Source organism: Anabaena sp. UHCC 0451 (assembly GCF_034931405.1).
Lineage (GTDB): Bacteria > Cyanobacteriota > Cyanobacteriia > Cyanobacteriales > Nostocaceae > RDYJ01.
Map to the genome: position 1 here is coordinate 210799 of NZ_JAYGHA010000003.1, position 23283 is coordinate 234081.

Sequence of the window (23283 nt, forward strand, 5' to 3'; positions counted from 1 at the left end):
TGTTCCCTCTGAATAGATTAACACTTAGAAAATGTGACTAAATTGGCGATAATTTCTACTAATTCATCAGGTTCAACAGGTTTAGCTATATGTTTCTGAAAACCAGCTTGTAAGGCGCAAACACGATCCTCACTATCTGCGTAAGCAGTTAAAGCAACAGCCGGTACTCTTCCACCTTGATTTGCTTTGAGCGATCGCACTTTGCGAATAAAAGTATAGCCATCTTCATCAGGCATGGCAATATCACAGATTAAAGCATCTGGTTTAAATTTGGGTAGTATTTCTAAAGCTAATGCTGCTGATGAAACGGCTTTAACAATTGCTCCATCTAATTCTAATACCGCAGTAATGTAAAAGCAGCTATCATCATCATCATCAATCACAAGAATGTGTAAGCCAGTCAGAGGAAGATCAGCCTGCATAATATCTCCATTAGTGTTGAGAATTGAAAGAAATATCTTCAAAAAACTTCTTTTACTATCCTCATTCACCATACCAATGCTAATTTTACCGCGCTCAACATAATTTATTACTGTTAATTACTTTTCTTTATCTAATAGTAACCGCCAGCTTTATTAACAATGAACTGGAAAATCATGATAATATTTATTATTTTGAATAATTTGGTATTTTTATCACTTTTTCTCCCAATTTTTAATTTAAAAAAATTTACTTAACTTTAGAAAAATATATAATGTAGGGACTGTCTAGGAAGCATTCAGTTAAGTTTTAAAACATCCTTTAACTTCATAACTATTACATGATGGTTTTTAAATTCATACCAACTTCATCGTCATCTAAACGAGAGTGAAGTAAATTCAAACTTTCACCAGAATTCAACCAGCCAGATATGCTTGTTTTAGAATAAAAACAGATAGAGGTGCAAGTTTCATCAATTCTAACTGCGGTTAATCCCGGTAATCCGGCTGCTTCTAACTTTTCATATATCCAAGCGGCAATATTTTCACTGGTTGGTGATTCTAAACCGGTAGATTCATTTAAATAATAGTGATCTAAATAATTTTCTAGCAAGGGTTTAAGATATTTTTGGATATCTGAATAGTCCATCACCATGCCTTGTTTAGCACCTTTTTCTTCTAAGTAATTACCAGACACATAGACGAATCCACGCCAACTGTGTCCATGCAATCGAGCGCATTTACCATCATGGTAAGGTAATTTATGTGCTGCTTCAAATCGGAATTCTTTTGCCAGTACCCACTGATTATTAGTCATTGTACACCTATATATTTATGTGTTTGTAAAGAAAGTTTGTAATCAGCTTTTTGTTGTAATAATTGCAAAATTAGAGGTAGTGATTTTGATAAGCTATTCCACTCAGGTTGTAGGTAAACACAGAGTTTAGGGTGAGCAGATAGATGTTGTTGGTAAAAATCAACTTCTCTACCTGTTTCTATTACTATCTTAACTTCATTAGCTCGACTCCAAAACTGGCTAATTACTGGATATTTAGGGTTAATATGTTCCTTGGGAGATAAAGTAATCCAAGCATCTGGGGAAACTTCTTGCCAAAAAGAACCTGATGTTTCAATATTAACCTGTTTACCTGCGGCTAACAAAGCTTGAACTAATTCAGGTAAATGCTTTTGAATGAATGGTTCTCCACCACTTATCACTACTCTTGGAGATTTTAATTCTGCTAAAAGTTCACTAATAGAACGTTCTTGTCGTGGTAAATTAGCTCCCCCATCAGCATAACCAGTATCGCACCAAGGACAGCGGACTGGACACCCAGACAAGCGGATAAAATCTACTAAAGAACCAGTCCAATATCCCTCTCCCTGAACTGTACTTTGAAAAGTTTCATGGATGGGTAGCTTAATTTCTAAAATTGACATTTCTCAAATCTCTCACTTATTTGATTAGATGGATTATAAAATTAAATGAATAGTTAGTAATTGAATGATAAAATATTGTCAAGCCAGTTTTATTAGGGGCATTTGAAATCAATAAACTAACTATTAACTATAATTATAATTATTTTTAATAATTCATGAAAAATATTAATCACGGTGAGGTTCGTAATATCTAACCTGACTGTATTTTAAATATAAAATAGAAATCTTATAGTTTTCGAGGTCAGACCAAAAACAATCTTTCAATAGGGGAGAGGAAAAAGTTATTACAAGTAGAGTTTATTGATATCAGATGTTCTCTTTGTCTCATTAAAAGTGCTGTATATTGTGCGCCTTCATAATCTTCATAGCCATTTTTAATATGAAATTCTTTTTGTAAATAATCTTCAATTAAGACATATATAGCATAGTGATTTGCAAAGCTGGCTCTTGATTTTGAACCACGATTTGCAGCCTTAGTTTTAATATTTATATACTGTAGTAATTGACTGTTACTTAAAACTAGGGAGGATCGATGAAAATTAAATCTACTGATTCTGAAGGAATATAATTTTTTAAAACATTAACTGTGTCACCATGAAAGATGATATTTCCTTGCTGTTCATAACGTTGAATCATGATTTATGATAATGAGCATCTTGGAAAATGAATTGTAATAATTCAGGGATCAGGTGACACCTGTCACCTGTCACCTGTCACCTATTCCCACTCAATAGTTCCGGGTGGTTTAGAGGTAATATCATAAACCACACGGTTAACACCTTTTACCTCATTAACAATGCGTGTGGAAATTCCTTCTAGCACGTCATAAGGAACACGCGCCCAGTCTGCTGTCATCCCATCTTCACTGGTGACAATCCGTAAAACAATGGGGTAAGCGTAGGTACGTTTATCACCCATTACACCTACACTCCGAATTGGTAGCAATACAGCAAAAGCTTGCCAATAGTCATGATACAAACCACGCTGATTGATTTCTTGGCGAACAATTAAATCAGCATCGCGTAAAATATTTAACTTTTCGGCGTTAACTTCACCTAAGATGCGAATTGCTAAACCAGGACCGGGAAAAGGTTGTCTTTGGACAATTTCTTCTGGTAAACCAATGGAACGTCCTACTTTACGGACTTCATCTTTAAAGAGTTTCCGCAAGGGTTCTACCAGTTTAAATCTTAAGTCTTTGGGTAAACCACCAACGTTGTGATGACTCTTGATTTTTACTGCTACCCGTTCACCGGTTTTGGGATCAACGTTAGTATCAGCAGATTCGATCACATCTGGATAAAGAGTACCTTGAGCTAAATAGTCAAAGTGACCAAGATTTTTGGATGTTTCCTCAAAGACGCTGATAAATTCATGGCCGATGCGACGACGTTTTTCTTCGGGGTCTGTAATACCGGCAATAGCATCAATAAAGCGATCGCGTGCATTGACATACTCTACCGGAATATGAAACTGTTCTTTGAACAATTTCAGCAACCTTTCAGGCTCTAATTTCCGCATAAAGCCTTGGTCGATAAACACACAAGTTAGCTGTTCACCAATAGCTTTATATAGCAAAAATGCCAAGGTTGAAGAATCTACACCCCCAGAAAGTGCTAATAATACCCGTTTATCCCCAACTCTAGCGCGAATTTCCCGAATTGATTCTTCCACAAACGCTGCTGTTGTCCAGGTGGGTTCACAGTCGCAGATGTGGTAAACAAAGTTACGAATTAATGCTAAACCACCAAGGGAATGAACTACTTCGGGATGGAACTGCACACCATAAAGTTTCTTGTCATGGTCAGCGATCGCCGCACAGGAAGTATTCTCTGTATGTGCGAGTAATTCAAATCCCGGTGGCATTTTTGTCACTGAGTCACCATGGCTCATCCACATGGTTGTCCCATCTTCGACGTTGGTTAACAAGTCTGTAGGGTCGTCTATATACAATGATGCTTTACCGTATTCACCGCGTTCGGCTTTGGTGACTTCACCACCCAGCTGGTTGACCATTAGCTGCATCCCATAGCATACGCCTAAGATGGGGATGCCCAATTTCCAGATTTCTGGGTCACAATGGGGAGCATGATCGCTATATACTGAATTGGGACCACCAGACAAAATAATCCCCTTGGGATTGAGTTGGCGTAACTGTTCCGCCGTGGTGCGATAGGAAAGAACTTCGGAATATACTTGAGTCTCGCGGATACGCCGAGCAATTAGTTCGGAATATTGAGAACCAAAGTCTAAAATAACAATTATTTGGCGATTAAGCTGCCCCAAATTTTCTTGGGTTTGAGGTGCTTGTTCGGTTGGTAGAGTCACCGCTGTATTCATGATGGCGAGATTATGTCTTTGAGGATAAAAACGTGAATTACCATTTCCGGCTGTTTAGGCTAGTACCGCAGGGCGAAAGTCAAAAGTCAAAATGAATACAGAGTAAGCATTTCGTAAATTTGAAATGGCTTGGTTTATTTACGTCTTGTTGTACTAGATAATGGTCAAAAAACCTAAATATATAGACGCAACTGGTGTCGCGTCTGTAGAGCCGATAAATTTGGCTTGGGATTAAAAGCAAAAATCTCTCTAAAGCTGGTACACAAAAAATTATTTATTTGATTTATTCATGATAATTCATAATAAGTTAACATAATTTTCCCATCAACATACAACCAGTTTGACTTTTAACGATAATTTGGCGATCGCGATCAAAGAGAACTGAACCACAGACGGTTGTTGCTGTCCCTCGGTCGCTATGGCTTTTAATGTATTCTTGAGAGCGAGCATCAATAGTTTCGGCAATGCGGCTATAAACTTGATTGCTCCAATCACTACCTGTAGAATGATCGAGCGATCGCAGGTGTTGTAATGCTGCTTCGGCTGTGGGGCTGTGAAATACTGCCTCTATATCTGAAGATGGTAAACCCAACATGGCACAATGGGCGGCTAAAATCTCTCGTCGGCCATCAGCTAAGTGATGATGGGTGTGAAAAATTCCCCCTGCCAATTTCATCAGTTTACCGTGATAACCAAACAATAAAATTTCTTTAACCCCTAAAATATCAGCTTCTACTAACAAAGGTCCTAACCAATTGGCAGTTTTCACCAATTGTTGCGGATTTATCCCTAGTTTTGGCGCTAAATCTAAGCCATTTTCGCCAATACAGAAAACTAAACTTTCAAACCGACGGGCTTTATCTTGTAAGTCGGTGCGAAACGCTGTTAGTTGATCCGGTGTGCTTAAAGGTTGAGAAATACCTGTTGTTCCTAATAAAGAAAGACCTTCGACGACACCAAAAGCAGCGTTGGAAGTGCGGACAGCGAGCGATCGCCCTGCTGGTAAAATAATCGTGACTGTGATTTTTTCCCCTGGTGCTAAAAGTCGCTGCAAATTCTCTGTTAACAACTTTTGAGCATAACCATAAATTGCTGCTTTCCCTTCCCCATTTAATTGTTTACCAATTCCCTCTCCCCCCTTAATAATTACCGTCTCCCCATCTCCCTCGTACCATGTCACCATTGCCCAAATTGGTGTATTTTTGGTCAAATCCAGGTTATCACCCGGATCACTGCGGGTAATAGCCAAAGCAGCAGTTTCAGATAATCCTGCTACCTGCTCAATGGGTATTTCTGCCATTTGAGCAGGTGAAATTAAATCCACTGAAGTTAACGTCAAGGGTTGATGATGACGTAACCAATGTAAAGCTGCAACAGCCGCAGCACAGGCAAAAACAGGTAGTGTGTAGCCAGAACGGGACATTGGGGATTGGGGATTGGGGATTGGTAAATCTATCACCTATTTAGGGTTTGCTGAATAAAACTAAAACCGTTTATTAATAAGGGTTTTGCGAATTTTTAGAACAAAAAAGTGCAAGGGTTTGGCAAATTGAGTCTCAAAACAGTTGCATTTTTCCTTGTCGGATATAGGAAATTAAGTATATCCAGATGGCTGAAACTGTTCCCTGTTCCCTGTTCCCTGTTCCCTGTTCCCTACCCTCACAGACAACTTTTTCAGCAAGCCCTATTTAAACACCGACTTCTGATAACAAAGCTTCCATAGCTTCCCAAGAAATTCCTTGTTGAATATAACGAGGTGATTCAGGATTATAAGGACTAGCTATGCGATCAATAGCCACAATTATCGCATGATCTGGGAATACTGGGACATCTGGATCAAAAGCAGTGGGACGCATCAAAGAACTAGAAAAACCCTTGAAAACGGCAATTTTATCTTGTTCATCTGCAATATTTATGGTCACTATTAGGACTTCTTGAGGTCTTTTGACAGTGTATTGTTCTAGCCGTTTACCAATGAAATTATTCATCAAGATAATACTGTAAAAGTTAGTTGAGTATTTGCATTACTAACATTAACTAGACAATTCAACGATATACTTTATCTTTTTTTTAGTAAGCATTAGCTGAATGCTAATTTTTTATGGTGTGGCTGATCTGCCATGCTTACCTAGTTTCACTAATGCAAAGTACCCTAAATAAACCACATAAATTACCAAGCCAATCATACCCAAAAAGCCTAGAAAGGCTGGTTTACTATTATGATGAAAATAGTCTTTAAACATTAATGGTGCTTCCAACCAGACGCTACAGTAAGGGGTTTTCAGGGAATTTTCTGAGAAAGCACAACCCAAGAAAGGTGCAAAGCTAATTACACCTAAAATGGAATAAATAGTTATAGCCCAGCGCCAAGATGTGAAAATCAATTTTAAAGGACTTTTGGGTTGATAATCAATTTCATCGTTGATATCAATCCAGAACCATAGAGAAATTGGAATCAGGATACGAGCAATTAAACCAGAGATAAAACTGACTGCCAAGCCGCCAATCATTAAGTAAACTGTGATGGCCAGTAAACTTGCTACCCGCCAATAAATCATTAGCAAGCGTTGTATCCCTTCTACTTTTTGTACAAATGCCCAAATGAGGAGAATGATGGGAATAATGAAGGTAAATAATAATGCTAATCTATAATCCATCCAGACGTAGGGGCGAAACCAAACTTGTGGCATAGCTTTTGTTAAGTAGGTAGGCGTTAAAATTTATCGTTATGGCAAAGCAAAAGACAATAGGCAAAAGGCAAGAGAATTTCAGGGATTTTACATTTTGTTACATACCTTGGGTTTTTGGTGTCGACTTACGTAGTTAATAAGTAAATTACCTACGCTTCTCTAACGAGTAAGCGTAGGCTTTGTCTCAAATTTTGTTCAATAGGGTCGAAAAAAAGACAATAGCTCAATTTTTAGTCGTCGTAGAGGCGACACTCATCTGCATCTGGGTTATCATCGCAGTATTTTTCTAAAGAATTTTTAGGTTTGGTTTGACGCTGGTGGGAAGCTTCCGCTTGCAGTTCTTCGACTGCATCCCAAGCGGCAGCGCATTCTGCGGAGTTGCCACCGGAAATATCACAGATATTACGAGCTTGTTCAACTTCTTCTTGAATTTGCTCTTGGATGGTGTTTTCTTTTTCTTGAATGTTGGTCATTGAGGTAATCTCGTTATGTGTTGTTTATACAGTGTAGAAAAAATTGCGGTTTTTGCTTTATTGTTCGCTTACTATTCTAACCACTGAGTTGTTGAGTTAGACTTCGACCCTGATAATCGATCATTAATACAGCAAATTACCACATCCACACTGTGTTCCTCTTTATATTTTAAGATTTTGCGGCTGCATGACTACAGACAAAGAATCATACAATAAATATATTTTATATTTAAATTTTAAATAAATTATAGTAGGGAGTAGCTGCCCCATTTAGCTGCTTGAGATGATCAGGGTAATAGTAGGGGGTAGACAAAAGGCTGCTTGCTGTGTCAACTCTTATAGGATGCAATCCCTGGATAACACAAACTACTAGCCTCAACACAAAGAGAAGTCCAGAAATCATGGCAGACCAAATGCAGTGGGCAAATGCCCTATCAACCCATCATTCTTTGGAAGCAGCTGTTACAGATGTGGTACAACAAGCTGTTTCATCTTTAACAGCACCTGCGGATTTAGGACTTGTATTCATTTCCTCTGCTTTTACGAGTGAGTATTCCCGACTTTTACCGCTGCTGGCAGAAAAACTTTCAGTACCTGTGCTAATTGGTTGTAGTGCTGCTGGTGTGGTGGGTACGAAATCAGAAAGCCAAACTCAAGAAATAGAAGCTGAACCAGCTATCAGTTTAACTTTGGCTCATCTCCCTGGTGTGGATATTCGCGCTTTTCATCTTCTGGGGGATCAGTTACCTGACTTGGATAGTTCTCCAGATGCTTGGATTGATGTGGTTGGTGTGCCACCATCAGCAGGACCCCAGTTTATTTTGTTGTCTAGTGCTTTTTCTTCAGGAACGAATGATCTCTTACAGGGTCTAGATTTTGCTTATCCTGGTTCGGTCGTTGTGGGGGGACAGGCTAGTGGTGGGTTTGTAAGCGATCGCATCGCCCTATTTTGTAATGATCGGCTGTATCGTCAGGGTACGGTGGGTTTGGCTTTGAGTGGTGATATTGTGCTGGAAACCATTGTCGCTCAAGGATGCCGACCAATTGGTGAACCATTACAAGTAACTAAAGCTGAACGCAATATTATTTTGGAGTTGGATGAACAAGTTCCTTTGGTGGTGTTGCGGAATTTGATTAGTAGTCTGAATGATGAGGAAAAGATGCTGGCACAGCATTCTTTGTTTGTGGGGTTAGCAATGAATGAGTTTAAGCTTTCTTTAAAGCAAGGTGATTTTCTCATTCGCAATTTACTGGGAGTTGATCCGTCCGCTGGGGCGATCGCAATTGGCGATCGCGTGCGTCCAGGACAAAGGTTACAATTTCATCTGCGTGATGCTCAAGCTTCGGCTGAAGACTTAGAATTTCTCTTACAAGAATATCAAGACCAAAACAGCAATCAATCCTCTCCTTTAGGGGCTTTGATGTTTAGCTGTGTGGGACGTGGTGCTGGACTCTACGGTAAACCTAATTTTGATTCCCAGTTATTTAGGAGTTATTTCCATGACATCCCCATGGGAGGCTGTTTCTGTGGTGGTGAAATCGGTCCTGTGAGTGGCAGAACTTTCCTACACGGCTATACTTCGGTTTTCGCAATTTGCCGAAGAAGGTGACAGGTGACAGGTGACAGTAAAGAGGGAATAGGTTACAGGGAACAGGCGAAATAAACAATTACCAATTACCAATTACCAATTACCAATTAACAATCTACTGTTGTTATCAATTGAGGCAGGATGACCAGGATGAGTGGTTGCGCCATATTGTTGGATGTAACGACGAACTTCTAGGGGAAAATCCGGGTAATCCAAGACTCCATCACCATCGGCTATAGTTGCCCAAAAGTCGCGCAAATCGGGAGCTAGTTGTTGTGCTTGGGCTAATGGTAGGTTTAAGGGTGGTAAGGTGAGTAATTTGATCAGGAAGGGATAGGAGCGATCGCCCATCCATTGTCGTGATGACTGCTGCAAGTTGGGAAAATCGGGTACTGATTCGACGCGATGCGAAACAATTTGTAACCATTCCCTACCTAAATGATCTCGTTCAAATTCTAGGACACGATAAGGATGGGGATAACTGACTAATGAACCAGTGGTAATATCATAGACTCCCTCTGCACAGGCTACATCCTGAACGTGCAAATGCCCAGTAAATACTAATCTCACTCCATATTGACGCAGTAATTTTAGAAGTTCTGGTGCATTTTCTAACATATAGCGATTTGCCATGGGATGGTCTGATTGATTTGGCAAATGCTCGACTACATTGTGATGGATCATTACTAAAACTAATTCATCCCTAACAGATTCTAGTTCTGTTTCTAACCACTGTAGTTGTTGATTATCTAAACGCCCTATCTGTTTACCCTGATCATCAAACGAGTTAGAATTTAAGCCAATCAGCCGGACTCCTGGCAATAGTGGACAATTGTAATAAGGTTGCTGTGGGTTTTCATAACCAAACTTGCGGTAATAATGGGGAAAATCGGCAAAAGCGATTGATTGCTCATTGGCCATGAATACGGGAACATCATGATTACCAGGAATAACATAAGCCGGAAAAGGTAACTGAGACAACTTTTTTGCCAACCAAGCATGATTTTCTGGTTCACCGTGTTGGGTTAAGTCTCCGGGAATCAAGAGAAAATCTAAATCAAGTTGTGTTAAATGTTCTAATACACTTTCAAAAGCTGTGATACTGACTTCCACTAGATGAAATCGGCTGGGATGATCCCAAATTGTATGGGGTAGGGCAATATGCAAGTCGCTAACTATGGCAAAACGAAAGTTGATATCCATTGATTTAAGAAAATGTTAAAACAAAAATGCAAATACTCTTTTTCTCAAAGTATAACTCTTGCTTCGTCTGACTGCGTAGCATCAGTTAGACTTAATATTTGTATACATTTATGTTTAATATGGTTAAATTTTTTTACCTAAATTTTATCTAAAGGAGAGTTTATTATGCCATTAATTCGAGTCCGTCAGCACGTTAACCCACTAGCGAGAAAGTTTCAAAGTCCTGTTGATCCCATAGAATGGGAAAAAGTTTATATACAGCCAAATCAACCCCTACATTTAGATATTGGTTGTGCTAGGGGGAGGTTTTTACTACAGATGGCACAAATAGAAGCAAACTGGAATTTTTTAGGTTTAGAAATTCGAGAACCTTTAGTTGTGGAGGCTAATAGGTTAAGTTGTGAGTTGGGTTTAACAAATTTGCATTATTTATTTTGTAATGCCAACAATTCGTTAGCACCAGTTTTATCTAATTTGCCATCAGGAATTTTACAACGTGTCACCATTCAATTTCCTGATCCTTGGTTTAAAACTCGTCACGCTAAACGGCGGGTAGTGCAACCGGAATTAGTGACTGAAGTAGCTAATTATTTAGCTGTGGGTGGGGTGGTATTTTTGCAATCTGATCAAAAATTTATTGCGGTGGAAATGTGCGATCGCTTTAATGAAAATCCAGCATTTGCAAAGATTGGTACAGAGGAATGGTTAGCAGAAAATCCGCTTCTTGTTCCTACAGAACGGGAAATAGCAACACAAAAAAAAGGTGAACCTGTGTATCGGGCTTTGTTTGCCAAACGACAAAATTAATATATTAAAATAGTAATTTACTCTCAATTACCAATTATCAACTGATACATTTGAGACATTTACTATGAATTGGAGTGCTGCATTACCCACTTTTTTCATTACCTTACGCGAAGGTGTAGAAGCCGCTTTAGTGGTGGGAATTGTCTTTGCTTGTTTACAGCAAGCTCAACAACAAAAATTACACCGCTGGATATATTTAGGCGTTATCACTGCGGTAATAGCTAGTTTTGTAGTTGGGTTAATTCTCAATTTAAGTATTCAAGGATTACAAACATCTGATTTACTCTATGCACCAGTTTTCAAGCAATTGTTTGAAATGGGATTAGGGTTAATAGCAATTTCTATGCTCAGTTGGATGTTAATTTGGATGACAAAACAAGCAAGATTCCTCAAAGCTGAAATTCAAACTTCTGTAAACAGTGCTTTAAATGAAGATAAAAAAGCAGCTTGGGCGATTTTTAGCTTAATCTTTATTGCTGTTTTTAGAGAAGGTTTAGAGACAGCATTATTTATTGTGGCTCAATTTCAATCAGGTTTTATACCCGTGCTGGGAGCGATAGGAGGATTAATTGTAGCAGTGTTAATTGGAATGCTGTTATTTAAGTGGAGTATCCGCATTAACCTCAGTCAATTTTTTCAATGGATGGGGATATTACTATTAACAATAGTTTCCGGTTTAGTAATTTCGGCTCTCCGTCATTTTGATGCTGCTGTCACGGCTTTTAATCAAATAAATGCTCTAAATATTTGCCAAGGAGGAAGTAATGCTTGTGTTTTAGGTTGGCAAATTTGGGATTTTTCAGACATCTTACCTGATAAACAATTTCCGGGGATTTTGCTAAAAACCCTATTTGGTTATAACCAAAAATTGTATTTAGCCCAAGCTGTAGCATATATCCTATTTTGGATTGTCATTGGTGGTTTATATTTCCGCAGTCTTAACCAAGCTGCACCATTAAAACCAGCAAGTAAAGTTAATTAAATGCCAAAGTAGAGGTATTTAGAATATCTCTACAAATCTATCTATATTTATTCAAATTTGTATCAGGAATATTTTTCATGAGTTTATCTCTAAAAAAGAGCATTAAACATTTTTTTAAATCTTATTTTAATTGGGTTTATTTTTGGGCAATTTATGCAAAAGTACAATTTGAATTAGGATTGGTCAATCAATATTTCAATTAAAACAACTAAAGCTTATATCTTTATCAATGGTAACTTGACAGTAAATGTTGATCCAACATCAATTTTACTATCAACTAAAATTTCTCCACCATGTGCTTCAACACACTTTTTCACAATTGCTAAACCCATCCCTGTACCCGCTATACTTCTAACATTTTCACCCCGATGAAAGGGCGTAAATAGTTGATTTTGATCTTGTTCAGAAATACCAATTCCCCAATCTTTAATTTTAAAAGTAACTGTTTTTTCTTGTCTGGTTAATTCAAACTCAACTTTGCCATGAGGATGGGAATATTTAATAGCATTAGTAAGCAGATTTCCTAAAATGTGTCTTAACAAACCTTCATCCCAAAGGGTTGAGCTAAAGTCACCATGACTTGTAAAGTCTATAGTTACGTGCTTTTCTAAAGCGGTTAAATGAGCATCTTCTAGTATTTGGTGACAAAAAGCTTCTAAATCTAGATGGCTAAGTTGACTCTGTAATTTACCAGAATCGGCTTTACCCATGAATGAAACTTCATCCAATAATTGCGCCATGTTTTTGATAGCAGAGCGAATCATTTGTAAATGATTGATTTTTTTATCTTGAGTTAATTTTTCATCATTGTTTTGCAGCAAGCCAGCAGCTAAGAGTATAGTATTTAATGGATTACGAATATCATGGGAAAGCATGGAGACAAATTCAGATTTAAACTGATAGAGTTCTTGAGCTTTTTCTAATTCCGCAGTTCTTTGTTCAACTCTATTTTCTAATGTTTGGTTGACTGTACGCAATTGTTCTAAAACCTGTTTTCTGGCGATCGCATACTGCACTGAGCGAACTAAAACATCTGGGTTTACTTGCCTTTTAACTAGATAATCTTGCGCTCCTTCTCGCACAGCTTCAATAGCTAATTCTTCATCATTTGTATTAGTAAGAACAACAATTGGAGTGCTAGGAGCTTGACTTATTAGTAATGGTAGAGATGATAAACCTTGACTATCAGGTAAAGTTAAATCCAACAAAATTACATCATAGTCATGCTGACTTAATTCATGAAATCCGTCTCGTAATCTTTGCACATGAACTAAACTAAACTCTTTGGATTGGGCTTGCTTCAGAAACTCTTGTAACAACCTAGCTTCCGCTAAGTTGTCTTCAATTAACAAGATTTTTACTGAGTAGCTGGCAGCCATCATTTCTGGATTTTGGTAATTGGTGATTAGTGATTGATGATTAGTCATTGAGAAAAATCTTTCCTCCCTATCTCCCTCAATCTAAAGGCAAAGTAGCGGTAGAGAACCAAAATTCCTCAATACCTTTGACGATTTGGAATAATTGAGCAAGGTTGCGAGATTTGGTAATGTAACAGTTTACGTGTAAGTCGTAACTATGAAAAATGTCATCCTCGTTTTTGGAAGTTGTTAATACAACTACGGGAATACGTTTAAGCTTGGGATCAGATTTAATTTCTGCTAACACTTCTCGCCCATCTTTTCTTGGTAAATTCAAGTCTAACAAAATCAGATCAGGGCGTAGTGCATTAGCATATTCGCCTTCTTGACGAAGATAAGCCATAGCGTCTATGCCATCTCTGACTGTCACTACCCGATGGGGTAGTGAGCTAGTTTTTAATGCTTCTTGAATGAGACGGACATCAGCTTTGTTATCTTCAATTAAAAAGATTATTTTGTGTGTTTCTTCCGTTTCTACGCTCACGCTCGTTGCCTCCGGCTGGAATGGTAAAGTAGAAGGTTGCGCCCTGGCCGAGTTGGGACTCTACCCAGATTCGTCCCCGATGACACTCAACAATTTTCTTACAAATTGCCAAGCCCATACCTGTGCCTGGATATTCATCGCGTGTGTGTAGGCGTTGAAAGATGATAAAAATGCGATCGCTAAATTGTGGATCTATGCCAATGCCATTATCACGCACTGAGAACAACCATTCATCTTCTAATCTTTCTGCACCTATATGGATTTGTGGTGGTTCGTTACGGCGGAATTTGATGGCGTTACCTACCAGGTTCAAAAATAGCTGCATCAGTTGAGTTCCATCAGCCATCACTGTAGGTAAGGAGTCATGGGTAATAGTTGTCCCGGTTTCGGAAATGCGTTTGCGTAAGTTGCTAAGAGCGCGTTCTAAGGCTGTTTCTACTTCAATTACTTGAAATGCGATCGCTTGAGTATCAACTTTAGAATATGCTAATACATCATCAATCAAGGTTTGCATTAAGCTGACTCCCTCGACGGCATAATTAATAAATTCCTTAGCGTCTGCATCAAGTTCAGCTTCATAGCGCATTTCTAATAACTGCACATAATTTGCTACTTGATTTAGTGGTTCTTGTAAATCATGGGAAGCAACATAAGCAAACTTTTTCAATTCCGCATTAGACCTTTCTAAATCGTGAGCTAACTGCGCTAGTTCATCCGCTTGACGGAGAACAATATTCACGATGGCTTTTCTTAGTTCTAAAGCTGCTTTTATTTCTACAAATCGCCAAGGTAAAGATGTTAACCTAACTGTTTCTTTCCACAGTTCAAAGGATTTTCGGGGACACAGACGCAAATTTCCCTGGGCTTGATTGACTTCAAAAGCATTATGAGGATCACCTCCCCAATTCACAGTTTGAATTACTTCTGGTCTAAACCATAATACATAATTGCGTTGGGAAATGGGAATGGCTAATAAACCACTAGCAACGTTTTTAAAGCTAATTGCATCTGGATAAACACTAGGAAGAGAATCCGTATAAAATACTTCATCTTCTACATTATTTTTTAACCATTCTACTAAAAAATTCAGTTCTTCTTCTTTAGGAGTTTCACCAATTAGGGTGTAATTTCCTCCAAAACAAACAGCCGCTCCTTTAGCACTGGTTAAATCTAAAAGATTTGGCTCGTTTTTCACCAAACCATCAATAAAGTTATCCTCTTGGGACATATATTCAACTAACAGTGCTTGAATATATGTCAAATTCATTCGATAATCATAATCTTCTGTTTCTTCTCTGGCGGAAATTTCAGAAAATATCAATCTTCCTAAAAATTCGCAAGCTTTCCGTAATTCATAAGAAATATATTTGGGTGTTTGATGATGACAAGCTATTAAACCCCAAAGTTTTTGATCTTTAATTAACGAAATAGTTAAGGAAGCACCAACACCCATATTATGAAGATATTCTACATGGCAATTGGCAGCACTTCTCAGACTAGATTTTGTTAAATCAACTGGACGATCAGTTACCGGATTATTGATAGGGAAAATTTCTACAGGTTCAAAATTAGTATCAGGGATTAACCTAATAGAATTCTCAATAAATAACTTTCTCGCCGATTTAGGAATGTCTGACTCTGGATAGTGTAAACCCAAATAAGGCTCTAAACTTGCGATTTTTTCTTCAGCAATTACAGAACCATGTCCATCATCATCAAATTTATATAGCATCACTCTGTCAAATTCTGTCACTTTGCGGACTTCTTCGACAATAATTTGACAAAATGATCGCAAATTTGTATTGCTTTCTAACCGATTTATGGATGCTTTTGCTAGATGATAAAAGCTTAAGAAAGGAATGTTTTCTTGAGAAATAGCAGGTTCTAATTCTACTATCAAAAACCCTTCGGAATTACGATGAAATACAGCATCAAATACTGTATATTCGTCACCTTTCTTCTTGATCCAAATTTTACTAGGATTGATAAAATCTAAATTCTGTGATGATAACCCGGATTTAATTTTTTCTAGTTGGTAAGAGTCTATTAAATCTTCTAATTTTTTATGTACCATATTTTCGGGAGAAATGCCGAAAACATCTAAGGTATTATTACTAATTTGTAATACTTTTAACTCTGGCTCTTCTAAAACTAACAGAATACCATGAGGTTGAATTTTGCCAGAAGTATGAATTGGTGCTTCTTTCAAGCTGGTTATATTAATAGCTGAAAAATTTTGCACTTGATTTTGCACTTGTAAGCCGATATCCATCACGATTCCCCTCTATTATCTAGGTGCGTCAACAGCAGAGTTAGCGATAGATTCTTTCAACCTATTGGGTTTAGGACTTTACCTAAAGTTGGCTCTATTGGCGCTTTATTTAATTGTAACTAGCAGACCATTGAAAAATATGCTGTAGTTGTAATAATTTTTTAGCTATGGAACTCAAAAACTTGACTTCGCAATTACTACACCCTTGGAATTTTCTGATCTGCTTCGTATCATTATCTTGGTCAGTTGTCATTGGGTAGAGTTACCCAACTACTTACAGTTTAACCGACAGTGATTGTAAATACAGATAAGAAATGTAAAATATAAGTGATTAAATAAACGCTTTTTATGTATTTATATGAAGTAAAAATCAAGCAGATAATTTAGTGGGGTGATGATTTAGTTTAAATTCTAAGTATTCAGCTATAGGAATAATATTTGATTTAGAGAACTCCACAAAAAACATGATCCAATAGTGTAGGGGTAATTCATGAATTACCCCTACTTTCGCGGAAGCTTTAGGGGAATGATATTAAAACAGGATTAATCATTCTATGGAGTTCACTTATGAAAAGATCCGTAGAGTGCGTCAGATACAACAAATCTGTTTATTGATAGAATTTATGCAGTCTGACGCACCCTACAATACTATTTTTTTAAAAAATCAAATATGAGTTCTATATAGCAATCGTTCATCCCCAGATCCCCGACTGCACTAGATAAATTTATCATTTATGGAAACAATAAACAAAAGAAGTGGGGGTCTTATTACCTCACCTGAATTCTTACATTTAAATCCAACTTCTAAACCACATCCGTAGGTGATAATCTTCCAAAGAAAGGGGTAAACCTAAATAAATAGGCATCCAGAAAATGAAAGCTGCTATGATAGTGAAGGTGAGGGTTAGACCAAATATACGCATTCCCCGATAATAACTACGCAGACATTGATCAACAAACCAAGCAAGAGCAATAAATGTAAATACCACTGCACACATATAATGGTAGATAAAAACACAGCGATTTACCTTCATCCAAGGTATGAAATTAGCAGCATAGTTGATAACTATATATAAACCAATCCAAACATCAACACTCAAAATTTGAGGAATAAAAACGCGTCTTTGCTGTATTCCTGGTAGGATTATTTTTACAAATAACATTCCTATTAAAAATATAATTGCTGCTAAACCAAACCACCATAAAAAAGGATTCCCTATTGCATGAACATCATAAACCACTTTCGCTGCATTGGTAGGTAAAGGTGGACCAAGTACAGGGAGAGGATCTTGAAAACTTTGAGTTGTTTGGTAATAATAAGCCATTGGTCGAGTTAATAATGGCCATTTATACCATGCAGCACAGTAAGGATGAATACTAGGATTATTGCCACCTAGCTGAAGATGAAAATTTAAAATTTGTTTATGAACTTCTATAAATCCATATCTTGTGTCTAGTTGGAGATGAGGAAACCAAATTAAACTATACATTAATCCAGGGATAATTCCTAGAAAAAATAGCATTTGTAAAATATTGATTTGAGTCAAGTTTTGCAGTGGTGTCTCTATAGTAATTACCTGTTTTTTATGTTGATCATGATTACCAGAAATAAAAGGACGCAAATAAGAAAATAAAGGCAACCTTGGTGGTGGTGAAAAAGTTTGTAACCAGCGAATTAACCAAGCTGCTATCCACATTCCATAAGCACCTGCAAGAAACCATAAACCATTCCATTTTGTCCCAATTGAAGCCCCAAAACCAATCCCTGCTATGACTAAAGAAAACCAGCGTTGTGTATTTTGTTTTTCCAGTGCTAATAGTAAAAACCAATGCCCAATTAATCCAAAAATAACTATATAAATATTACTTAAAGCATAGCGAGATTCTACCAAAAACAAGCCATCACAAGCTGTAAAAAAACCTGCTAACACAGCAAAACTACGACGATAACTTAATTGATAAGTGATGAAAACAACTATTAAGGGAATCAATGAACCTGTCAAAGCATTTGCCCAACGGTAACTCCAAGGAGACAATAAAGAACCTGTTGCACCATTAACAGTATTTTGCCAAAAAGGCATATATTTACCAATCCAAATCCCGATACCAATGATATATTGACTGAGTGGTGGATGGGCATTAAAAAAAGGCGTGTTGGTAAGATAGTTATTACCAAATTGGGCAAAATAAACTTCATCAAATACGAGGGTATTAAATCGGTCTAATCCCCAAAAACGTAAACTAAATGACAGGAGAAATATCACCGTCGTACATATCCGAAACCATTTTTTAGTCATTGCTAATTAAATGTGTAAATAGCTGTTAGGGTCAGTTTATTATGACCATAAACTATGGTAATTCAATTAGGGCAATGATTCAACTATATTTGAATTATCTTTTTTATGTATAAACTTACTCAGATACTGGACGGTTTTAAATTATCGTTGAGTTGGGAATTTCTGTAACTGGTGTTTTTCCCCAGGTTTCTATTTGGTTGAGTGTATGTTTGGTTAATGGATAAAATCTGACGCTATCTTCTGTCAGATTTACTTGTTTATGCAGTCGTTTTTTGAGTTCTTTATATTTATCTTGGTTAAGAATACATTCAAAAACTGAATATTGGACTCGTTGACCATATCCTTCCAGGATATCTGATACTTTTTTACGTCGTTTATCACAGGGAATATCATAGACAATAACGTAAAATAACATTAGCGAATTTGATAAGGTTTATACATTTGACTTGGTTGATAAACAAAATCTTTAAAGGCTTTAATTTGCTGGGTCATTAAATCCCAACGTGGTTGTTTTTCTTCTTGAGAGTTTTGGACTTCTTCCTCTAATCTTTGGAGGAAATATTTAATATATTTTGGTCTACCTAAATTATTTAAATAACAACCACTATCATGATATTCAAAATCGTTGTTAGCATCCATAATTTTAGTATTAACTAACCACAATACTAAGGAATCAATTATGGGTGTTCTAAATTCTTCAATTAGGTCAGAAGCTAAAGCTGCATGGCGTTCTGTTCCTTGATGTAAACAAGCATAATAGGGGTCTAATCCTTGGAGTTCAATTAATGTTAATAGGTGATTCCAGAGAATTTGATAACCAAAACTCAGCATAGCATTAACTGGGTTGCCTGGAGGACGACGACTGCGGGCTAAAAATATAAAGTTAGGATTATTTAAACATTCACCAAATGCGGAAAAATATTGAGCAGCACCAGCACCTTCTAAGCCCATTAAACGTTCGATTGTTTCAGCTTCTCCGGCTTTTTCAATTAATACTTGTAAGCTTTTAATGCTAATATCGGCGGTGGTTGAAGGGTTGCGTCGTTGTTGACGTTGTAGGAATGTACGACTGTTTTTTAATTTGGCTTGAATGATTTTTCTAGCTACTATAAGTTTATCAATTGTTGTGAGTTCTTGTTGATAACGAGATAAGCGCCGATATCCTCTTTCTATGGGCATTAATCGACCATAGCAATATCCCATTCTTGATAAATAAGCGATGGGTATATCTCGCCAAAGACAGCTACGAATTGCTTGGGTTGTGATTTGCGATTTACCAAAGATTAGTATTTGTTCTAGTAATGGTAGTTGAATTTCACCGTGAATTGTTTCTCCTTGTTTAACTATTAATGTTTCCGCTTTGAGGGAGATATAACAACCTTGGCGTGAGACGTAAAGTGTTCGCATATTTTTTATTTTATGATTGATTTTTTGTCAACTTAGATTCCCGCTTTGTAACATTAATTAATATTTTTTGGTAAGAGTAAAAAAGGAGTCAGGGATCTTTTTTTACGCCTCATTTAGAAATCCATAATAGAAATTTAGTCTTGATTTTTTTGTGAAGAATTAATTATTATTGACTGTTGCGAGATGATTTCTGCTATCATTGTTTTAATTTGAGTTGGTTGCAAAAAACGAACAATTGTATCTCCTGCTGTGGCATTTATAAAACTAGCAAGAGTGACTAAAAGTGTGTTGATAATTACTGCTGCTAGTCCTAATGGTGCTATTAACAAAATTATGAGTGTAATTCCACCATTGAGTAAGGAAACTGCTAAGTTTCGTACTAAGGCCGCACGATGAGAAATATACATAATTTACTTGGGATTTGAGTTGATGCTGTTTTTTTTAAGTTAATCGGTATAGAAAGTTTATACAAGTGGTTTCATGCGAATGACGATTTTTTTTATTGGTGTTGATTTTTTTGCGGCCGGGTACGCTGAGGGGTGGAAATGCTGATTTTTTCGTTGACCCGGCCGATGTGTTGCTGTGTAAGGGTTTTAGGGCTTCTGACTGTGTTGGTTTTACCTGAAAGTGGTCTTGGTTTCATACCCCGTCGCAAATGGCATCTAGACATTAGTCGCTGTCTGGGTTTATACTATGAGGAGTCGCTTCCTTTATAGGAAGTGGAATTAATGGAAACTCTCATGTAGGTATCTAAAGCTTCAGTTTCAATAGCCTTCTTAGCGTCGCTTCCTTTATAGGAAGTGGAATTAATGGAAACTTCTAAACACTTTTCACAAGTCCGACCCGGCTCTATATTAGTAATCCATGTCGCTTCCTTTATAGGAAGTGGAATTAATGGAAACTCCACTTAAATCAACTGTGTCGAACCTAACTACTTCCGTCGCTTCCTTTATAGGAAGTGGAATTAATGGAAACTTATCAACTTGAGGTCTACCCCATTAGAAGTAAGCTCATATGTCGCTTCCTTTATAGGAAGTGGAATTAATGGAAACGTTAAGAATAGTTTAGGTTACTTTGAAGAAGATGTCGCTTCCTTTATAGGAAGTGGAATTAATGGAAACTCACTATAGTAAGTATAGATTAGGAGAAGTAATATTAACTAGTCGCTTCCTTTATAGGAAGTGGAATTAATGGAAACAAACTAGCTTCACCTCGAGGTGTGCCGTCTAGTTTTCGTTGTCGCTTCCTTTATAGGAAGTGGAATTAATGGAAACCGTACTTGCGGGAGGTAATGCCTTGATTGATGTCGGTTGAAGTCGCTTCCTTTATAGGAAGTGGAATTAATGGAAACTATTAGATGGACTCAATATGTACCTTCATTTAATGATGGAGAAGTCGCTTCCTTTATAGGAAGTGGAATTAATGGAAACCAGGTAGTAGTGCTGAAGACGGAGGGTTTACTCTGCGTCGCTTCCTTTATAGGAAGTGGAATTAATGGAAACTCTTTGAGTCGAAATCTACTGGAAGTGGTATTTTGTTTCCTTTGGGGTCGCTTCCTTTATAGGAAGTGGAATTAATGGAAACAATGGAGTTAAACCATACTTACTCTGTCACAGTAAGTCTTGTCGCTTCCTTTATAGGAAGTGGAATTAATGGAAACCCATCTGTGGTATAACACTCGCCTTTACTCCACTTAACAATGGAACAGTCGCTTCCTTTATAGGAAGTGGAATTAATGGAAACCGGCAAGTTTCTATAGTTGGGGTTTGTCGCCACCAGGACGGTCGCTTCCTTTATAGGAAGTGGAATTAATGGAAACCGTTGAGGACAAAGCTATCATCCTCCGCATAATAAAGAACGTCGCTTCCTTTATAGGAAGTGGAATTAATGGAAACTTGAGCTTCTGCTCTGTTGCAGCCAGCTTCATAGAAGTCGCTTCCTTTATAGGAAGTGGAATTAATGGAAACCTCAATAAGTTTACTTAAAACCTTAACTGAGTGATTACATAAGAAGTCGCTTCCTTTATAGGAAGTGGAATTAATGGAAACTTTGTGGGGTAAAATAGTCTGCAAGTTCACCTTGTAAGTAAATTGGTCGCTTCCTTTATAGGAAGTGGAATTAATGGAAACCTATAACAAGTGTCAGCATATTCTTCCCAAGTACCAGGTTCAGTCGCTTCCTTTATAGGAAGTGGAATTAATGGAAACAGCTTCCATTGTGGGGTGTTGGACAGTAATCAAAGTGTAGTCGCTTCCTTTATAGGAAGTGGAATTAATGGAAACAAGTCATCATCATTTATGTTTGGTTTGTTCCCCTAACTTACTGTCGCTTCCTTTATAGGAAGTGGAATTAATGGAAACTCTTGGACTATTGATTATGTCTTCTACAATAGCTTCTGTCGCTTCCTTTATAGGAAGTGGAATTAATGGAAACGAGCGCACCGATCAGCGACGCGACGCTGAAACCGTCTTGTCGCTTCCTTTATAGGAAGTGGAATTAATGGAAACAGACAGAACTCTAACATTACCATTAGCCCCTCTGATGTAGGGTCGCTTCCTTTATAGGAAGTGGAATTAATGGAAACAAGTCTGACCATTGCAGTTTAGTTAACTCTGCATTCTCACAGTCGCTTCCTTTATAGGAAGTGGAATTAATGGAAACGGTAGATAGCGTTAACTCCAGAATTGAAAGTGCTATTGTTCCAGTCGCTTCCTTTATAGGAAGTGGAATTAATGGAAACTCTACTATTTGAGCAAAGTGGTTTGTTTTATAGTAAATGCTTTCGTCGCTTCCTTTATAGGAAGTGGAATTAATGGAAACCTTTCCAGTGGTAAAGTTTATCAGTTAAGTCAGATTCTTCCCGTCGCTTCCTTTATAGGAAGTGGAATTAATGGAAACAATGTTTTCTTAGCTTCCAATCTGTAGTATGCCCAACAGTCGCTTCCTTTATAGGAAGTGGAATTAATGGAAACGCTTGCCAATAGCTCATCTCTTTATCATATTTTACGTCGCTTCCTTTATAGGAAGTGGAATTAATGGAAACTAAGTTCACTAATGATACCCTTTTCAATCTCTTCACTAATGGTCGCTTCCTTTATAGGAAGTGGAATTAATGGAAACTCATCAGTATACTTAAAGAACAAGTCATCAGTAATTTGTTTTACGTCGCTTCCTTTATAGGAAGTGGAATTAATGGAAACAAGTATTCTAAAGCTAAGTCAATTAGCTCTCCTACTGAGTCGCTTCCTTTATAGGAAGTGGAATTAATGGAAACCTGCTGGGCAAGGTGATCACCGCCTTCGCCCTCGGGGTCATCAGTCGCTTCCTTTATAGGAAGTGGAATTAATGGAAACTTACTAACGCTGCTTCTACTAACTCAGCTTGAAAGTCGCTTCCTTTATAGGAAGTGGAATTAATGGAAACATTACCTGAAAACAAATTGGGGATATTCAATCAATGAAT

At 37.4% G+C, this 23283-nt stretch carries 19 protein-coding genes and 1 CRISPR repeat array; of the genes, 3 read left to right on the plus strand and 16 right to left on the minus strand.

What is annotated here, in order from left to right; all coding sequences use genetic code 11:
• Positions 1 to 17: 17 nt before the first annotated feature.
• The 8 genes from VB694_RS03820 to VB694_RS03855 form a co-directional block, all read right to left on the minus strand.
• The gene (locus VB694_RS03820) at positions 18 to 422 is read right to left on the minus strand and encodes a response regulator (RefSeq protein ID WP_323358985.1); all 405 of its coding nucleotides are present in this window, start codon (positions 420 to 422) and stop codon (positions 18 to 20) included.
• Between the two features lie 334 nt (positions 423 to 756).
• Positions 757 to 1236 (minus strand): 6-carboxytetrahydropterin synthase QueD, encoded by a 480-nt coding sequence (queD, locus tag VB694_RS03825; protein ID WP_323358986.1) that lies wholly within the window; start codon positions 1234 to 1236, stop codon positions 757 to 759.
• Positions 1233 to 1859, minus strand: a complete 627-nt coding sequence (locus VB694_RS03830) for a 7-carboxy-7-deazaguanine synthase QueE (protein WP_323358987.1) — start codon at positions 1857 to 1859, stop codon at positions 1233 to 1235. The genes queD and VB694_RS03830 overlap by 4 nt, the downstream gene beginning before the upstream one ends.
• A gap of 717 nt (positions 1860 to 2576) precedes the next feature.
• Entirely contained in the window at positions 2577 to 4199 is a 1623-nt protein-coding gene (gene guaA, locus VB694_RS03835) for a glutamine-hydrolyzing GMP synthase (RefSeq protein WP_323358988.1), read from the minus strand.
• A 307-nt stretch (positions 4200 to 4506) separates the two neighbouring features.
• Positions 4507 to 5622, minus strand: coding sequence for a cobalt-precorrin-5B (C(1))-methyltransferase CbiD (gene cbiD / locus VB694_RS03840; RefSeq protein ID WP_323359005.1), 1116 nt, complete (start codon positions 5620 to 5622; stop codon positions 4507 to 4509).
• 265 nt (positions 5623 to 5887) lie between these two features.
• Positions 5888 to 6187, minus strand: coding sequence for a hypothetical protein (locus VB694_RS03845; protein ID WP_323358989.1), 300 nt, complete (start codon positions 6185 to 6187; stop codon positions 5888 to 5890).
• 111 nt (positions 6188 to 6298) lie between these two features.
• Positions 6299 to 6889 (minus strand): DUF3177 family protein, encoded by a 591-nt coding sequence (locus VB694_RS03850; RefSeq protein WP_323358990.1) that lies wholly within the window; start codon positions 6887 to 6889, stop codon positions 6299 to 6301.
• 230 nt (positions 6890 to 7119) lie between these two features.
• A complete protein-coding gene (locus VB694_RS03855) occupies positions 7120 to 7362 on the minus strand; it encodes a Calvin cycle protein CP12 (RefSeq protein ID WP_323358991.1) in 243 nt (80 codons plus the stop codon).
• Between the two features lie 401 nt (positions 7363 to 7763).
• On the opposite strand from VB694_RS03855, the gene VB694_RS03860 reads away from it, so the two are divergent.
• Positions 7764 to 8972 carry an FIST signal transduction protein gene (locus tag VB694_RS03860; protein WP_323358992.1) on the plus strand — a complete coding sequence of 403 codons (1209 nt, stop codon included), beginning with the start codon at positions 7764 to 7766 and terminating at the stop codon, positions 8970 to 8972.
• Between the two features lie 72 nt (positions 8973 to 9044).
• Here the strand turns inward: VB694_RS03860 and VB694_RS03865 are convergent, their stop codons facing one another.
• Positions 9045 to 10154, minus strand: a complete 1110-nt coding sequence (locus VB694_RS03865; RefSeq protein ID WP_323358993.1) for a metallophosphoesterase family protein — start codon at positions 10152 to 10154, stop codon at positions 9045 to 9047.
• Between the two features lie 165 nt (positions 10155 to 10319).
• On the opposite strand from VB694_RS03865, the gene trmB reads away from it, so the two are divergent.
• Positions 10320 to 10961, plus strand: coding sequence for a tRNA (guanosine(46)-N7)-methyltransferase TrmB (gene trmB / locus VB694_RS03870; RefSeq protein ID WP_323358994.1), 642 nt, complete (start codon positions 10320 to 10322; stop codon positions 10959 to 10961).
• 64 nt (positions 10962 to 11025) lie between these two features.
• On the plus strand, positions 11026 to 11943 hold the full coding sequence (locus tag VB694_RS03875) for an FTR1 family protein (RefSeq protein WP_323358995.1): 918 nt from the start codon (positions 11026 to 11028) through the stop codon (positions 11941 to 11943).
• Positions 11944 to 12158: 215 nt separating this feature from the next.
• Here the strand turns inward: VB694_RS03875 and VB694_RS03880 are convergent, their stop codons facing one another.
• The 7 genes from VB694_RS03880 to csx18 all read right to left on the minus strand — a co-directional run bounded on the left by VB694_RS03880 (position 12159) and on the right by csx18 (position 20228).
• The gene (locus VB694_RS03880; protein WP_416233461.1) at positions 12159 to 13325 is read right to left on the minus strand and encodes an ATP-binding protein; all 1167 of its coding nucleotides are present in this window, start codon (positions 13323 to 13325) and stop codon (positions 12159 to 12161) included.
• 73 nt (positions 13326 to 13398) lie between these two features.
• On the minus strand, positions 13399 to 13845 hold the full coding sequence (locus VB694_RS03885) for a response regulator (RefSeq protein WP_323358996.1): 447 nt from the start codon (positions 13843 to 13845) through the stop codon (positions 13399 to 13401).
• The gene (locus tag VB694_RS03890) at positions 13799 to 16117 is read right to left on the minus strand and encodes an ATP-binding protein (protein ID WP_323358997.1); all 2319 of its coding nucleotides are present in this window, start codon (positions 16115 to 16117) and stop codon (positions 13799 to 13801) included. Before VB694_RS03890 ends, VB694_RS03885 begins: the two co-directional genes overlap by 47 nt.
• 791 nt (positions 16118 to 16908) lie before the next feature.
• Positions 16909 to 18414: a dolichyl-phosphate-mannose--protein mannosyltransferase gene (locus VB694_RS03895; protein ID WP_323358998.1), complete on the minus strand. Its 1506-nt coding sequence runs from the start codon at positions 18412 to 18414 to the stop codon at positions 16909 to 16911.
• A 136-nt stretch (positions 18415 to 18550) separates the two neighbouring features.
• Positions 18551 to 18829, minus strand: a complete 279-nt coding sequence (gene cas2 / locus VB694_RS03900) for a CRISPR-associated endonuclease Cas2 (protein ID WP_194052154.1) — start codon at positions 18827 to 18829, stop codon at positions 18551 to 18553.
• The gene (gene cas1 / locus VB694_RS03905) at positions 18829 to 19821 is read right to left on the minus strand and encodes a CRISPR-associated endonuclease Cas1 (RefSeq protein ID WP_323358999.1); all 993 of its coding nucleotides are present in this window, start codon (positions 19819 to 19821) and stop codon (positions 18829 to 18831) included. The genes cas2 and cas1 overlap by 1 nt, the downstream gene beginning before the upstream one ends.
• Positions 19822 to 19955: 134 nt before the next feature.
• Entirely contained in the window at positions 19956 to 20228 is a 273-nt protein-coding gene (gene csx18, locus VB694_RS03910) for a CRISPR-associated protein Csx18 (protein WP_194052158.1), read from the minus strand.
• Positions 20229 to 20521: 293 nt separating this feature from the next.
• Positions 20522 to 23244: a CRISPR direct-repeat array (repeat unit 36 nt; unit sequence GTCGCTTCCTTTATAGGAAGTGGAATTAATGGAAAC).
• Positions 23245 to 23283: the final 39 nt, after the last annotated feature.